Annotated in this window: 13 protein-coding genes; 2 read left to right on the forward strand and 11 right to left on the reverse strand. The window is 68.7% G+C overall.

Translation table 11 applies throughout. From position 1 onward, the window contains the following. Window positions 1-110 precede the first annotated feature (110 nt). Window positions 111-530, forward strand: coding sequence for a rhodanese-like domain-containing protein (locus J2Y46_RS15170; RefSeq protein WP_045298924.1), 420 nt, complete (start codon window positions 111-113; stop codon window positions 528-530). Window positions 531-539: 9 nt separating this feature from the next. On the opposite strand, the gene J2Y46_RS15175 is transcribed toward J2Y46_RS15170, so the two are convergent. The 6 genes from J2Y46_RS15175 to J2Y46_RS15200 form a co-directional block, all read right to left on the reverse strand. Further along, window positions 540-1,349, reverse strand: coding sequence for a PP2C family serine/threonine-protein phosphatase (locus J2Y46_RS15175; RefSeq protein ID WP_211255903.1), 810 nt, complete (start codon window positions 1,347-1,349; stop codon window positions 540-542). Window positions 1,350-1,403: 54 nt separating this feature from the next. Further along, entirely contained in the window at window positions 1,404-1,838 is a 435-nt protein-coding gene (locus J2Y46_RS15180; RefSeq protein WP_045298927.1) for a cytochrome c oxidase subunit 4, read from the reverse strand. A 1-nt stretch (window position 1,839) separates the two neighbouring features. Continuing rightward, window positions 1,840-3,603: a cytochrome c oxidase subunit I gene (gene ctaD, locus J2Y46_RS15185; RefSeq protein ID WP_045298929.1), complete on the reverse strand. Its 1,764-nt coding sequence runs from the start codon at window positions 3,601-3,603 to the stop codon at window positions 1,840-1,842. A 2-nt stretch (window positions 3,604-3,605) separates the two neighbouring features. After that, window positions 3,606-4,502 carry a cytochrome c oxidase subunit II gene (coxB, locus tag J2Y46_RS15190; RefSeq protein ID WP_045298931.1) on the reverse strand — a complete coding sequence of 299 codons (897 nt, stop codon included), beginning with the start codon at window positions 4,500-4,502 and terminating at the stop codon, window positions 3,606-3,608. A gap of 168 nt (window positions 4,503-4,670) precedes the next feature. Continuing rightward, window positions 4,671-5,036, reverse strand: coding sequence for an iron-sulfur cluster insertion protein ErpA (gene erpA, locus J2Y46_RS15195; RefSeq protein WP_045298933.1), 366 nt, complete (start codon window positions 5,034-5,036; stop codon window positions 4,671-4,673). Window positions 5,037-5,099: 63 nt separating this feature from the next. Beyond that, entirely contained in the window at window positions 5,100-6,566 is a 1,467-nt protein-coding gene (locus tag J2Y46_RS15200; RefSeq protein ID WP_310243371.1) for a dipeptidase, read from the reverse strand. A gap of 47 nt (window positions 6,567-6,613) precedes the next feature. Between J2Y46_RS15200 and J2Y46_RS15205 the strand changes: the two genes are divergently transcribed. Further along, window positions 6,614-7,207, forward strand: a complete 594-nt coding sequence (locus J2Y46_RS15205; RefSeq protein WP_045298935.1) for a DUF3043 domain-containing protein — start codon at window positions 6,614-6,616, stop codon at window positions 7,205-7,207. Here the strand turns inward: J2Y46_RS15205 and J2Y46_RS15210 are convergent. From J2Y46_RS15210 to dnaE, 5 genes are all read right to left on the reverse strand, one after another. Beyond that, on the reverse strand, window positions 7,182-8,225 hold the full coding sequence (locus J2Y46_RS15210) for a quinone-dependent dihydroorotate dehydrogenase (protein ID WP_310243373.1): 1,044 nt from the start codon (window positions 8,223-8,225) through the stop codon (window positions 7,182-7,184). The genes J2Y46_RS15205 and J2Y46_RS15210 overlap by 26 nt on opposite strands. A gap of 18 nt (window positions 8,226-8,243) precedes the next feature. Continuing rightward, window positions 8,244-8,735, reverse strand: a complete 492-nt coding sequence (nrdR, locus tag J2Y46_RS15215) for a transcriptional regulator NrdR (RefSeq protein WP_045298940.1) — start codon at window positions 8,733-8,735, stop codon at window positions 8,244-8,246. Between the two features lie 31 nt (window positions 8,736-8,766). Further along, complete coding sequence (gene hisD, locus J2Y46_RS15220; RefSeq protein ID WP_310243375.1) at window positions 8,767-10,068, reverse strand: histidinol dehydrogenase; 1,302 nt, start codon at window positions 10,066-10,068, stop codon at window positions 8,767-8,769. Window positions 10,069-10,098: 30 nt separating this feature from the next. After that, window positions 10,099-11,109, reverse strand: a complete 1,011-nt coding sequence (locus J2Y46_RS15225) for a hypothetical protein (RefSeq protein ID WP_045298943.1) — start codon at window positions 11,107-11,109, stop codon at window positions 10,099-10,101. A 125-nt stretch (window positions 11,110-11,234) separates the two neighbouring features. Continuing rightward, a complete protein-coding gene (gene dnaE / locus J2Y46_RS15230; RefSeq protein WP_045299187.1) occupies window positions 11,235-14,705 on the reverse strand; it encodes a DNA polymerase III subunit alpha in 3,471 nt (1,156 codons plus the stop codon). Window positions 14,706-14,812 lie beyond the last annotated feature (107 nt).

Consider the following 14,812-nt stretch of genomic DNA (forward strand, 5'->3'; position numbering starts at 1 on the left):
GTCGTCCGCTGCAGCGAGCACGTGGCGGGCGCCGCCGATCGGCAGGAATCAGACGACGTCTGACCGCGCTTCCGACGGTCGAGACACGGATGCTGACTTAGCGTGGACGCATGACCGATGCCCTCTCGTACTTCTCCGCCAAACTCGCCCTCGAAACAGACTCCTCCGACGTGTACGCCGCTCAGAAGGCCGGCGAGCAGGTCGTCCTCGTCGACGTCCGAGGCGGAGAGGCATGGGCGCAGGGACGCATCCGTGGCGCGATCCACATGCCGTACCGCGAGATCGCCGATCGCGCACCGCGCGAGATCGACAGGTCGACCCCCGTCGTCGTCTACTGCTGGAGTCCCGGTTGCAACGCGGGTGCGAAGGGCGCCATCGAGTTCGCCAAGCTCGGCTACTCCGTCAAGGAGATGATCGGTGGCTACGAGTACTGGGTGCGCGAAGGCCAGCCGACGGAGAACGATGAGGGCGCACTCCCCCGCGTGTTCGACGCCCAGGTGATGGTCGTCCGCGCGCCCGTCGCAGGCTGAGCGCCCGGCTCAAGCCGACTCCAGCCCTTCCATGAACCGGTCGGCGGCCGCCCCGTAGAACGTCGTCTGCGCGGGCGCGCCGCCGACCTCGCCGGCAGACAGGACGACGTCGCAGACGACCACGGTGACGTTGTCAGAGGAACCGGCTTCGAGGGCCACCGCCACACACGCCTCGACCGCCGTTCCCGCATGCGGGAACTCCAGAAGAAGGTCGCGGATCTCGGCATCCGGGACGTAGTCTGTGAGGCCGTCGCTGCACAGCAGCCACCTGTCGCCGGCCCGCGCATCGTGAGCGGTCACCGCGGCGGCGTCACGTTCGGCGCCGCTCAGCGAGGCGGTGATGATGTTTCGACGAGGGTGGGAAGCGGCATCCGTGAGCGAGACGATCCCGCGGTCGACCAGTGCCTGCACGAGCGAATCGTCCCTGCTCGCCTGTGCGAGCTCGCCGTCTCGCAGGCGGTACGCCCGGGAGTCTCCGGTATGGGCCAGCAGAAGCCCGCCGTCACGCGCCGCGAAGAGCCCCGTGAACGTGGTGGCCATGCCGCTCAGCGACGGATCGCGCTCGACATGGGCGCGGAGGTCCCAGTTGGCCGACCGCACCGCATCGGCGAGCTGCACCGGCTCGAGACCGTCGAGGCGGCCCGCGGCCAACCGGTGGATCAAAGCCGCCGAGGCGAGGTCGCCGGCGGGTCCCCCTCCGACGCCGTCGGCCACGGCGGCGCCCCACGAGGCCGTGAACGCGGCATCCTGATTCGTCCGGCGGTGCGGGCCGATGTCGGAGCAGGCAGTCGCACGCAGAAGCGCACGGGGACCCGTCACAGACGGGCTCCCGTGCGCGTCACGCGATGAGCCATTCGGGCCGGCAGCGCCGGATCAGCGGGCGAAATAACCGCGGTAGTACTCGTAGACCCAGCCGACGATCGCGACGACGAAGACGGCGATGCCGATGGGCATCATCCAGGCGCCGACCGCGAGGCCGATCATGCCGAGCGCGGCCGAGAAGGCCAGGACGATCGGCCACCACGACCACGGGCTGAACTCGCCGAGCTCAGGGTCGCCGTCGTCGATGTCGGAGGTGAGGACGTCCTCGGGGAGTTCGCCGCCCTGTGCCTTGTGCACCTTGCCGATGTAGAACGCGATCAGCGCGCCCATCAGTGCGGTGAACAGCAGCGCGACGCTGCCGACCCACTCGATGCCGTGGTACCACGGCACGTCGGGGTGGGCGATGATGTTCCACCCGGTGTAGACGACGGCCACCGCCAGGAAGAAGATCGCCAGCAGCCACCAGAGTCCGGTGTTCGTGCGCACCTTACTTCACCTCTCCATCGGCAAGGTCGGAGACCGGGGCTTCGGGGGCGTCCTTCGCAGGACCGACGCCGACCGGGATACCCGCCTCGGGGTGGTTCAGGTCGAACGCGGGCCGCTCGCTGCGGATGCGCGGGATCGACGTGAAGTTGTGACGCGGGGGCGGGCAGGAGGTCGCCCACTCGAGCGATGCGCCGTAGCCCCACGGGTCGTTCACGGTGACCTTGGGTGCCTTGCGCGACGTGATCCACACGTTGAACAGGAACGGGATCATCGAGGCGCCGAGGATGATGGCCCCGATCGTCGACACCTGGTTCTGCCAGGTCCACCCGTCGGCCTCGGAGTAGTCCGCGTAACGGCGCACCATTCCGTCGACGCCGAGCCAGTGCTGGATGAGGAACGTCATGTGGAAGCCGATGAACAGCATCCAGAAGTGGACGTAGCCGAGACGCTCGTTGAGCATGCGCCCGGTCCACTTCGGCCACCAGAAGTAGAAGCCCGCGAACATCGCGAACACGACGGTGCCGAACACGACGTAGTGGAAGTGCGCCACGACGAAGTAGGAGTCGGACAGGGCGAAGTCCAGCGGCGGCGACGCGAGGATCACGCCGGTGAGACCACCGAACACGAACGACACCAGGAAGCCGAGGGCGAAGACCATCGGGGTCTCGAACGTCACCGAGCCTCGCCAGAGCGTGCCGATCCAGTTGAAGATCTTCACGCCCGTGGGAACTGCGATCAGCATCGTCATCAGGGCGAAGAACGGCAGCAGCACCGCGCCGGTGACGTACATGTGGTGAGCCCACACCGCCACCGACAGGGCGGCGATCGCAATCGTCGCGTAGACGAGCGTCTTGTAGCCGAAGATCGGCTTGCGGCTGAAGACCGGGAAGATCTCCGACACGATGCCGAAGAACGGCAGCGCGATGATGTAGACCTCGGGGTGACCGAAGAACCAGAACAGGTGCTGCCAGAGGAGCACACCGCCGTTGGCCGGGTCGTAGATGTGGGCGCCGAGGACGCGGTCGGCAGCGGCCGCGAGGATGGCGGCGGCGAGGACCGGGAACGCCATCAGCACCAGGATGCTGGTGATCAGCGTGTTCCACGAGAAGATCGGCATGCGCCACATGGTCATGCCGGGCGCGCGCATCGTGATGATCGTCGTGATGAAGTTCACGGCACCGAGGATCGTGCCGAAACCGCTCATGCCGAGGCCGAGCATCCAGAGGTTGCCACCCACCCCCGGGGAGAACGAGGCGTTCGCGAGGGGCTGATAGGCGAACCAGCCGAACGCGGCAGCACCCTGGGGGGTGAGGAATCCCGAGACGGCGATCGTCGAGCCGAAGAGGAACAGCCAGAAGGCGAAGGCGTTCAGACGCGGGAAGGCGACGTCGGGCGCCCCGATCTGCAGCGGCAGGATCGCGTTCGCGAAGCCCGCGAACAGCGGCGTCGCGAACATCAGCAGCATGATCGTGCCGTGCATCGTGAACAGCTGGTTGTACTGCTCCTTGGTCGGGATGATCTGCATCCCGGGCTCGAAGAGCTCTGCACGGATGATCAGCGCCATCACTCCACCCAGGAGGAAGAAGATGACGGAGGAGATGAGGTACAGGTACCCGATCGTCTTGTGGTCGGTGGAGGTGATCCACTTGACGATGATGTTGCCCTTCTGCTCGACGCGCGATGCGCTGAGCAGTGCGGCCTGACGCGGCGGCAGGGTGGTGGGGCGACCCTGCGTCGTCTCCTGGAGCGGAAGCGTCGTCGCCATGATCAGTTGTCTCCCTCTTCGGATCCCTCGCCCTGAGCGCCCGTGCCGGGCGCGTTCTGCAGACGGTCGTAGGCGTCGTTGATGTCGCCGGTCTGGCCCGCCTCGCGCAGCGTGGCGAGGTAGTCCTCGTACTCGGCTGCGCTGACGACCTTGACGTTGAACAGCATCATCGAGTGGTACTCGCCGCAGAGTTCGGCGCACTTGCCGGCGTACTCGCCCTCGCGGGTCGGCGTGAAGGACCAGTAGTTGTCCCTGCCGATGTACATGTCCTTCTTGTAAAGGAAGTCGATGATCCAGAACGAGTGGATGACGTCACGCGACTGCAGCTTGATCTTGACCGACTCGTTGACCGGAAGGACGAGGGTCGGCAGCTCGCTGATGACGTCGCCGCGCTCGTCGGTCTGCGCCTGGACGCCCATCGTCCAGACGGTCTCGTCGTCGCTGGCGCCGTCGTACTGGAAGTCCCACGACCACTGCTTGCCGATCGCCGTGATCGACACATCGGGCTCGTCGTACTGCGTCTCGAGGATCGCCTGGTCGCGCGCGGTGAAGGCGAAGAAGCCGACCACGAGGATCAGCGGGACGATCGTGTAGAAGATCTCGATCGGCATGTTGTAGCGCAGCTGGACGGGAAGACCCATCTGGCCCTTGCGACGCCGGTACGCGATCGCCGCCCATCCCATGAGGCCCCACGTGATGACGCCGACGACGAGCAGCACGATCCACGAGTTCACCCAGAGACCCGCGACCATGTCGACGTGGTTGGTGGCCGGCTGGCCGTCTTCGGTGAACCCGGGGAGGAAGCCGTGCAGCTCGGTCGGGGTGCATCCGGCGAGGACTGCAGCCGCTGCGATCCCGAGTGGGAGAACGGCCCAGCGGATACGGCGTTTCGAAGGCACGGTGCACCTTTCCGATCACGAACAGGACTCACGTCAGTCTAGGGCAACCGCCCAGGCGATTCAGGCCATCCGCTCAGGTTGGGTCGTGTCGAGGAGACGGAAAAAGGCGGGCCCGGGCGCGAATCGAAGCGCGCCGGACCCGCCGGAAAAGTATCGGATCGTTAGCGATCAGTGGAAGCTGTCGCCGCACGCGCACGACCCGGCCGCATTGGGGTTGTCGATCGTGAAGCCCTGCTCCGAGATGGTGTCCTTGAAGTCGATCGTGGCGCCGTCGAGGTACGGAACGCTCATGTCGTCGACGATCACCTCGACGCCGTCGAAGTCGACCGTCTTGTCGCCGTCGAGGTAGCGCTCGTCGAAGTAGAGCTGATAGATCAGGCCGCTGCACCCGCCGGGCTGCACGGCGACGCGCAGGCGCAGATCGTCGCGTCCCTCCTGCTCGAGCAGGTTCTTGACCTTGCCGGCGGCGGCGTCGGTCAGCAGCACACCGTGTTCGCGGGCGGTCTGCTCGGTCGTCAGTGCGGTGTCGGTCATGGCACTCCTCCGGAAGGGCCGCCCCGGATCGATCATCCACTCAGGCGGCGGGATGCGACGATTCTACGCGTGCCCGCTGGCCAAAGGCTCCGGGAGCGGCGCATTCGCGCCGATCCCGGAGCCGTCGTGCCACGCCTGCGACGTACGCGCGTCGAGCTTCTCGAGCAGGAGCGCCTCGGAGAGCACGGCATTGCGGAAGGTCTCGAGGTGCAGCGACTCGTTGGGGCTGTGGGCCTTGGCGTGCGGATCCTCCACGCCGGTCACGAGGATCTGGGCGCCCGGGAACTCGCGTACGAGATCGGCGATGAACGGGATCGACCCGCCTACGCCGATGTCGACGGACTCGACGCCGTAGCCCTCATGGAGCGCCTCGCGTGCGGCCTCCACTGCCCAGCCCGAGGTGTCGACGAGGAAGGCGTCGCCGTAGTCCTGGTCGCTGAAGGTCAGCTGCGCACCGAACGGCGCGTGCGCGCGCAGGTGCGCCTCGATGGCGGCGTACGCCTCGCGCGCGGGCTGACCAGGCGCGACGCGGGCGCTGATCACGACGGAGATCTCGGGGCTGAGCGTGTTCGAGGCGTTCACGACGCTCGGCGCGTCGATACCCGTCACCGTGATCGACGGCTTGTTCCAGATACGGCTGAGGATCGTGCCGCGGCCGACGGGCGAGACGCCGGCCGGCAGCCCGGCCTCGTCGCGCAGCGTCTCCTCGCTGTACTCCGGGGTCTCGGCATCCCGTTCGGTCAGCCCCGCCACCGCGACCGCGCCGTCCTCGTCCCACAGCGTCGCCAGGAGCTTGACGGTCGCCATCATGGCGTCGGGCACCGCTCCCCCGAACATGCCGGAGTGCGAGGCGTGCTCGAGCGCGCGCACGCGGAGCGTGAAGCGCGTATTGCCGCGCAGCGACACCGTGAGCGCCGGCGTCTTGGCGTCCCAGTTGCCGGAGTCGGCGACGACGATCACGTCCGCGCGGAGCGCATCGGCGTTGTCCGAGAGGAACTGCGCGAACGACCGGGAGCCCGCCTCCTCCTCGCCCTCGAAGAACAGCGCCACACCGAGGTCGAAGTCGTCGCCGATGCCCTCCTTGAGCGCGCGCAGCGCCGCAAGGTGGGCCATGATGCCGGCCTTGTCATCGGCGGCGCCGCGGCCGTAGAGCCGGCCGCCGCGGACGGTGGGCTCGAACGGCGACGACTCCCAGAGCGCCTCGTCGCCGACCGGCTGCACGTCGTGGTGCGCATAGAGCAGGATCGTCGGGCGGCCGTTGCGCGCTGCCCGCGTGGCGAGCACCGCGGGGTTGCCCCGCTCCCCCGTCTCCGGGATGGCAGCCGTGCGGATCTCCACTGTTTCGAACAGCCCCGTCTCGCGCACGAGCTCGGCGACCGCCTCGGCGCTGCGCTGCACCTGCGCGGGGTCGAACCCGGGGAACGCGACGGACGGGATGCGCACGAGATTGCCGAGATCGGCGAGGGCGGAAGGGATGCCGGAAGCCGCGGCTTCGCGCACAGCATCCTGTCGGGAGAGCTCAGAGGTCATGCGGGTAATCTTAAGTGCACCCCTTCTCCGCACTCCGAGGATCATCCGTGGCCAAGACACCTGCAGCTCCTTCGTCCAACGACGCACCGTCGGAGGGCACCGTGCTCAACGGCGTCCCCACCGGCCCCTCGAACAAGGGCCGCCCCACTCCCTCCCGCGCCGAGCAGGAGGCCGCACGCAAGCGCCCCCTCGTGCCCGACACCAAGGAGGCGAAGGCCCGCGCGAAGGCGGATCTCGCCGCTCAGCGCGAGAAGGCCCGCATCGGCATGGCCAACGGCGACCAGCGCTACCTCCCCGCGCGCGACCAGGGTGCGCAGCGCAAGTTCGTGCGCGACTGGGTCGACGCCGGATGGCACCTCGGCGAGGCGGTCATGCCCGCGATGGTGCTCGTCATCCTGGCGACGTTCCTGCCGATCGCAGCCCTGCAGTACTACGCGTTCGTGGGCCTCTGGATCTTCATCTTCTTCGTCATCGGCGACATGGTGATCACGTCGATCACCGTCAAGCGCGCCGTCAGGAAGAAGTTCGGCGAGGGCAAGGTCGAGAAGGGCCTCGGCTGGTACGCCGCCATGCGCACCGTCCAGATGCGCTTCCTCCGCCTTCCGAAGCCGCAGGTCAAGCGCGGTCAGAAGCCGGCCTGAGCCTCGCCAGGCCCCGGTTGATCTGCCGCGCCCACAGCGGGCCGCGGTAGAGGAAGGCCGTGTAGCCCTGCACGAGGGTGGCTCCGGCATCCAACCGCTCCTGCACGTCGGCGGCGGTCTCGACGCCGCCGACGGAGATCACCGCGAAGTGGGCGGGAACCGACTGGCGCAGCAGTCGCAGCACCTCGAGCGAGCGCGCCTTCAGCGGCGCTCCGGAGAGCCCGCCGTCGCCGGCCGCGGCCACCGTCGCGGGGTCGGTGACGAGCCCGTCGCGGGAGATCGTGGTGTTGGTCGCGATGATCCCGGACAGTCCGGCATCCACCGCGAGCTGCGCGATCGCGACGACCTCGTCATCAGGGAGGTCGGGCGCGATCTTCACCAGCAGCGGCGTCGCGCCCGCGGCGTCGCGCACGGCGTCGAGCAGCGGACGCAGGGTCTCGACGGCCTGCAGGCCGCGCAGCCCCGGCGTGTTCGGCGACGACACGTTCACCACGAGGTAGTCGGCGAGCGGCGCGAGCAGCGTCGCGCTGCGGACGTAGTCGGCGGTCGCATCCGCGACGTCGACGACCCGGCTCTTGCCGATGTTCACGCCCAGCACCGTGCGGCGCGAGCGCTTGCGGAGCGTCCGCAGACGCGCGGCCGCGGCCTCCGCGCCGTGGTTGTTGAAGCCCATCCGGTTCACGACGGCGCGGTCCGGGATGAGCCGGAACAGCCGCGGGCGCGGGTTGCCGTCCTGCGGGATTGCCGTCACCGTGCCGACCTCGACGTGACCGAAGCCGAGGGCGTGGAGGCCCGAGGCCCCCTTCACGTCCTTGTCGAACCCGGCCGCGACGCCGAAGGGCGAGTCGAAGGCGAGCCCCAGCGCGGTGGTCCGCAGCTCGGGAGCAGGTCGGGTGATCGCACGCGCGGCCCAAGAGAACGGTGGAACCCCCAGCATCCGTATCACGGCCATCGCCGAATGGTGGGCGGACTCGGGGTCCATGCGCGACAAGACGGTGCGGAAGAGGAGGGGATACATCCCTCCTAGGCTATCCGGTCACTCCGTGGCGGCCGTTGCGCTCTCGTCGCGCGCGCGAGCGCGTCCGTGGTCGACCCGAAGCTGCTCGATGGCCGTCTCGAAGTCCTCGAGCGAGTCGAACGCCTGGTACACGCTCGCGAACCGGAGGTAGGCGACCTCGTCGAGGTCGCGCAGGGGGCCGAGGATCGCGAGACCGATCTCGTTCGCGTCCAGCTGCGAGGCGCCGGTCTGGCGGATGCTCTCTTCCACGGTCTGCGCGAGCACCGCGAGGTCGGCGTCGGTCACGGGCCGCCCCTGGCACGCCTTGCGCACGCCGGACATGACCTTCTCCCGGCTGAAGGGCTCGATCACGCCCGAGCGCTTGATGACGTTGAGGCTCGCGGTCTCGATCGTGGTGAAACGACCTCCGCACTGCGGGCACTGACGACGGCGACGGATGCTGAGACCGTCGTCGCTGGTGCGCGAGTCGATGACGCGCGAATCGGCGTGGCGGCAGAACGGGCAGTGCATGGCAGAGACAGCCTACGCCGGGAATCCGGGCTCAGTCCTCGAAACGGGCCGTGATGGCCTCGCCGTGGGCGGGGAGCGCCTCCGCCTCGGCGAGCGTCACGATCGCGGCGTGGACGGCGGCGAGGGCATCGCGGTCGTACTCGATGACCTGCTGCGGGCGCAGGAAGGTGGCGGCGGAGAGCCCCGCCGAGTAGCGGGCCTGTCCCCCGGTCGGCAGCACGTGGTTGCTGCCGGCGAGGTAGTCGCCGAGGCTCACCGGTGAATCCGCGCCGACGAACACGGCGCCGGCGTGAACGAACTCCTCGGGACGCGGGTCGGCGAGGTGCAGCTCGAGGTGCTCCGGCGCATAGGCGTTGCTGAACGCCGTCGCCGCGGCGAGGTCGTCGACCAGCACGATCGCCGACTGCGGGCCGGCGAGGGCCGCGGCGACGCGCTCGGCGTGACGCGTCGCGGCGGCGCGGGGCGCGATGGCCTCGAGGACTCGGGCCGCGAGCTGCTCCGACGTCGTGACGAGGACGGCGGAGGCCTGTTCGTCGTGCTCGGCCTGGCTGATGAGGTCGACCGCGACCAGGCGCGCGTCGGCGCTGTCGTCGGCGACCACGAGGATCTCGGTGGCCCCGGCCTCGGAATCCGTGCCGACGAGACCCGCCACGGCGCGCTTGGCGGCGGCGACGAAGTTGTTGCCGGGGCCGGTGACGACGTCGACCGGCTCGAGACCGAGCGACGCCACGCCGTGGGCGAGAGCCCCGATCGCGCCGGCGCCGCCCATCGCGTACACCTCGGTCACCCCGAGGAGCTTCGCGGCGCCGAGGATGACCGGGTGCACACGGCCGCCGAACGCGCGTTGCGGCGGCGAAGCCAGAGCGATCTCGGACACTCCCGCGACCTGCGCCGGCACGACGTTCATGACGACGCTCGAGGGGTACACGGCCTTGCCGCCGGGGACATACAGGCCGACGCGGCGCACCGGCTGCCATCGCTGCGTCACCCGGGCGCCGGGACCGAGCTGGGTCACCGTCGGAGCAGGGACCTGAGCGGCGGATGCCTCGCGCACGCGCTCGATCGCCTGCTCGAGCGCGGCGCGCACGGCGGGATCGAGCGTCTCGAGCGCCTCGTCGAGGTGGGTGGCGGGGACGCGGATGTCGTGCCCGGCCACGCCGTCGAAGGTCGACGCCTGCTCCCTGAGGGCGGTCTCGCCGCGCGCAGCCACGTCGTCCACGATGTGCGCGGCCGTCGCGAGGGCTTCTGTGCGCGCCGCCTCGGCACGGGGAACGGTCGCGAGCAGTTCCGCGGGCGTGAGCGCACGCCCACGCAGGTCGATCGTCCGGAGCATCCTTCTACGGTATCGCGAGGCGGATCGGAGTCAGCCGCGCGTGACGCCCGAGACGTCGTGCAGGTAGCCGATGCGGCCGTCCTCGTGGCGCACCACGAACACCTCGCCGCGGTCCTCGATGACGAGAGCCCACGCGCTCGGGCCGATGCGGAACACGGGGATGCCGATCTCGTCCACGATGTCGCGCTCCTCGGGCACGAGCGCCCAGAAGGCCTGGTGCTGCGGCGCCGTCGCCGCGGCGGGTTCCACGGTGGACGTGGGGTTCTCGACGTGCTCGAAGGACTCCCGCGCCTGAGCGGGCTCGATCGGGGCCGGCGCGACCTGCTCCTCGACCGTCGGGGCGTCCTGCTCGTCGATCGGGATCACCGTCGTGGCGAAGTCGTCGTTCGCCGCGGCTTCAGGCGTCGCGGTGGAGCCGGTGTCGGCGGGCGCGTAGGGCGTGTATTCCGCCTCTGCCTCGGCGGCGGGCTCGGGGCGCACGGGCGCTGGGCGCGGCGACACGGGCCGCACCGGACGGGCGCTGCGGTGCGCCGGGACCTCGGGGCGCCCCTGGAAGTCCTGCGCGAACGGGCCGATGAACGGCGCGGCGACCGTGAGCACGACGCCGGCGAGCATGAGGAAGAACTCCACCCACACGACCCAGGAGGCGAGGAAGATCTGCCCCACCGACAGGCGGACGAACGAGTTCCACAGCAGGCTCAGCCAGAGCACGCTGGCGACGGAGAACGCGACCGACGCGAACTGGTCGATGCCGAGGGAGCCGACGCGGCGGATGCCCTGCGGTGACAGACGGCGCAGCACGATGAGGAACACCGCGATGGTCGGCACGCCGATCATGAGGATCCAGTCGATGCCGCCGGTCCAGACCGACGGCGCCGACTCGAATGGGCCGTAGATCGGGAAGAACGACACGACGAACGCGACGATCCACGTTCCCGCGAGGGCGACCTCGCGGATGGAGAACGGCCCGACACCGTACTGCGGCGGCTCTTCGGTCGCGACCGCCTCGTCGATGCTGGCGTCCTGCTTCTCGTCCGTCACGTTCGTTCCTTCCGGCGGGCTCCCGAGGCCCGCGTCGACCCGATATTACCTACGGCGCATGAGACGCCGATGAGACGGCGCGACGTGCGGCGACATCCGCCGACGCACGCACGCGCGCCCGTTTGTCATCCGAGACACTGCGGCCCGAGGAGACCCTTGAGCTCGCCGTACAGGTCCGGGGTGATCCGTACGGTGTGCGGCACCTCGAACACCTTCGCCACCGTGCCGCTGTGGAGCTTGACCGACACCTCGGTCTCGCCCGCGTGGCGGTTCAGGGTCTGCAGGAGCTCGCCGACGAGCGCCTCGCTCGCACGCCGCTCTGGAATGATCAGCACCAGTGCGCTCGACTCGTCCATGCTGCCGAGATCCGGCGAGAACGCAGACTGCGCGTGGAGGTTCATGCCGTCGTCGCGCCGCGACACGCGGCCGCGCACAACGAGGATCGAGTCGGCCTGCAGCATGTGCTGGAACTCGGTGTAGGTCTTGCCCATGAACATGACCGTGATCTCGCCGTCGAAGTCCTCGACGGTGATCATGCCGTAGGGATTGCCGCTCTGCTTGGCCACGCGATGCTGCACGCTCGTGACGAGGCCGGCGATCGTCACCTGATCCCCGTCGCCCACGTCCTCCGAGGCCAGCAGGTCGTGGATGCTCGTCGATGCGTGCTTCGCGAGCGGGATCTCGAGGCCGGCCAGCGGGTGGTCCGACACGTAGAGCCCCAGCATCTCGCGCTCGAAAGCGAGCTTGTCCTTCTTGGTCCACTCGGGCCGCTCGGGCACCTTGGCCGCCTGCTGAGGCTCGTCGTCCCCCCAGAGCGAGTCGAAGTCGAAGCCGACCTCGCCGTTGGCCTCGCGGCGCTTGTCGAGCACGGCGGCCTCGGTCGCATCCTCATGGATCTCCATGAGTGCGCGCCGCGTCGACCCCATCGTGTCGAACGCGCCGGCCTTGATCAGCGACTCGACCGTCCGCTTGTTCGCCACATGCACGGGCACCTTTGAGAGGAAGTCATGGAAGCTCGAATAGGTCGCGTCGGCCCGGGCGGCGACGATGCCCTCGACGACGTTCGCGCCGACGTTGCGCACCGCGCCGAGGCCGAATCTGATGTCTTCGCCGACGGCCGCGAAGTACCGGATCGACTGCCCGACGTCGGGCGGCAGCACCTTGATGCCCATGCGGCGGCACTCGTTGAGGTAGACCGCCATCTTGTCCTTCGAGTCACCGACGCTGGTGAGGAGCGCAGCCATGTACTCGGCCGGATAGTGGGCCTTGAGGTACGCCGTCCAGTACGAGACGAGTCCGTACGCGGCGGAGTGCGCCTTGTTGAAGGCGTAGTCCGAGAACGGCAGCAGGATGTCCCACAGCGCCTGCACCGCGGCATCGCCGAAGCCGCGCTCCTTCATGCCGCCGGAGAAGCCCTCGTACTGCTTGTCGAGCTCGGACTTCTTCTTCTTGCCCATCGCGCGCCGCAGGATGTCTGCTTGTCCGAGGGAGAAGCCGGCCACCTTCTGAGCGATGGCCATGACCTGCTCCTGATAGATGATCAGGCCATAGGTCGTGTCGAGGATGTCCTTCAGCGGCTCCTCGAGCTCGGGGTGGATCGGCGTGATGTCCTGCAGCCCGTTCTTGCGCAGCGCGTAGTTGGTGTGCGAGTTCGCGCCCATCGGACCCGGGCGGTACAGCGCGATGACGGCCGAGATGTCCTCGAAGTTGTCGGGCTTCATCAGCCGCAGGAGAGAGCGCATCGGCCCGCCGTCGAGCTGGAAGACGCCCAGCGTGTCGCCACGGGTCAGCAGGTCGTAGGCGGGGCGGTCGTCGAGGGTCAGGTGCTCGAGGTCGAGCTCCTCGCCACGGTTGAGGCGGATGTTGTCGAGCGCGTCCGAGATGATCGTGAGGTTGCGAAGCCCCAGGAAGTCCATCTTGATGAGCCCGAGGGTCTCGCAGGACGGGTAGTCGAACTGCGTGACGATCTGACCGTCCTGCTCGCGGCGCATGATCGGGATGATGTCGAGCAACGGCTCCGACGACATGATCACACCTGCGGCGTGCACGCCCCACTGCCGCTTCAGTCCCTCGAGTCCGAGCGCACGGTCGAAGACCGTCTTCGCCTCGGGATCGGTCTCGATCAGCGTGCGGAACTCGACAGCCTCCTTGTAGCGCGGATGCTGCGGGTCGAACATGCCGTCCAGCGGCATGTCCTTGCCCATCACGGGCGGGGGCATCGCCTTGGTCAGCCGCTCCCCCATGCTGAAGGGGAAGCCGAGCACGCGCCCCGCGTCCTTCAGCGCCTGCTTCGACTTGATGGTGCCGTACGTGACGATCTGCGCGACGCGCTCGGAGCCGTACTTCTCGGTGACGTAGTCGATCACCTCGCCGCGGCGGCGATCGTCGAAGTCGACGTCGAAGTCGGGCATCGAGACGCGGTCGGGGTTGAGGAACCGCTCGAAGATGAGGCCGTGCTCGAGGGGGTCGAGGTCGGTGATCTTCATCGCGTAGGCCACCATCGAGCCCGCGCCGGAGCCGCGGCCGGGACCGACGCGGATGCCGTGGTCCTTCGCCCAGTTGATGAAGTCGGCGACCACCAGGAAGTAGCCGGGGAAGCCCATCTGCAGGATGATGCCGGTCTCGTACTCGGCCTGCTTGCGGACCTTGTCGGGGATGCCCCCCGGGTACCGGTGATGAAGGCCCCGCTCGACCTCCTTGATGAGCCAGCTGTCTTCGGTCTCGCCGTCGGGCACGGGGAAGCGGGGCATGTAGTTCGCCGAGGTGTTGAACTCGACCTTGCAGCGCTCGGCGATCAGCAGCGTGTTGTCGCACGCCTCGGGGTGGTCGCGGAAGAGCTGCCGCATCTCCTGTGCGGGCTTGATGTAGTACCCGTCACCGTCGAACTTGAACCGGTTCGGGTCGTCGAGGGTCGACCCCGACTGCACGCAGAGCAGCGCTGCGTGCGCGTCGGCCTCGTGCTGGTGGGTGTAGTGCGAGTCGTTGGTGGCGACCAGCGGGATGTCGAGGTCCTTCGCGAGCCGCAGCAGATCGCTCATGATCCGTCGCTCGATCGACAGGCCGTGGTCCATGATCTCGGCGAAGTAGTTCTCCTTGCCGAAGATGTCCTGGAACTCGGCCGCCGCCGCGCGCGCCGCGTCGTACTGGCCGAGACGCAGGCGCGTCTGCACCTCGCCGGACGGGCAGCCGGTCGTCGCGATGAGCCCCTTGCCGTACGTCTGGAGGAGCTCGCGGTCCATGCGCGGCTTGAAGTAGTAGCCCTCCATGCTCGACAGCGAGCTCAGCCGGAACAGGTTGTGCATGCCCTCGGTGGTCTCGCTCCACAGCGTGGTGTGCGTGTAGGCACCGGAGCCGGAGACGTCGTCGCTCTTCTGCTCGGGCGTGCCCCACGCCACGCGCGACTTGTCGCTGCGGTGGGTGCCGGGCGTGACGTACGCCTCGAGTCCGATGATCGGGTTGATGCCGGCGGCCTGGGCCGCGCGGTAGAACTCGAACGCGGCGAACGTGTTGCCGTGGTCGGTGACGGCGATCGCCGGCATGCCGTACTCGGCCGCCGCCTGCGTCATCGCCCCGATCTTGGCCGCTCCGTCGAGCATCGAGTACTCGCTGTGCACGTGCAGATGGACGAAGGAATCGGATGCCACGCATCGAGTCTAGGTTCGGCCGCCGACACCGGCGGCGGCATCCGTCGTGAGTCGCGGAC

Origin of the sequence: Microbacterium sp. BE35 (genome assembly GCF_031457705.1) — a bacterium.
Classification (GTDB): Bacteria; Actinomycetota; Actinomycetes; order Actinomycetales; family Microbacteriaceae; genus Microbacterium; species Microbacterium trichothecenolyticum.

Excerpts from the sequence above, each read along its gene's own strand:
- J2Y46_RS15170 (WP_045298924.1), top strand. The coding sequence starts at position 111 with ATGACCGATGCCCTCTCGTACTTCTCCGCCAAACTCGCCCTCGAAACA.
- ctaD (WP_045298929.1), bottom strand. The coding sequence starts at position 3,603 with ATGGCGACGACGCTTCCGCTCCAGGAGACGACGCAGGGTCGCCCCACC.
- erpA (WP_045298933.1), bottom strand. The coding sequence starts at position 5,036 with ATGACCGACACCGCACTGACGACCGAGCAGACCGCCCGCGAACACGGT.
- J2Y46_RS15200 (WP_310243371.1), bottom strand. The coding sequence starts at position 6,566 with ATGACCTCTGAGCTCTCCCGACAGGATGCTGTGCGCGAAGCCGCGGCT.
- J2Y46_RS15210 (WP_310243373.1), bottom strand. The coding sequence starts at position 8,225 with ATGTATCCCCTCCTCTTCCGCACCGTCTTGTCGCGCATGGACCCCGAG.
- nrdR (WP_045298940.1), bottom strand. The coding sequence starts at position 8,735 with ATGCACTGCCCGTTCTGCCGCCACGCCGATTCGCGCGTCATCGACTCG.
- hisD (WP_310243375.1), bottom strand. The coding sequence starts at position 10,068 with ATGCTCCGGACGATCGACCTGCGTGGGCGTGCGCTCACGCCCGCGGAA.
- dnaE (WP_045299187.1), bottom strand. The coding sequence starts at position 14,705 with ATGCTCGACGGAGCGGCCAAGATCGGGGCGATGACGCAGGCGGCGGCC.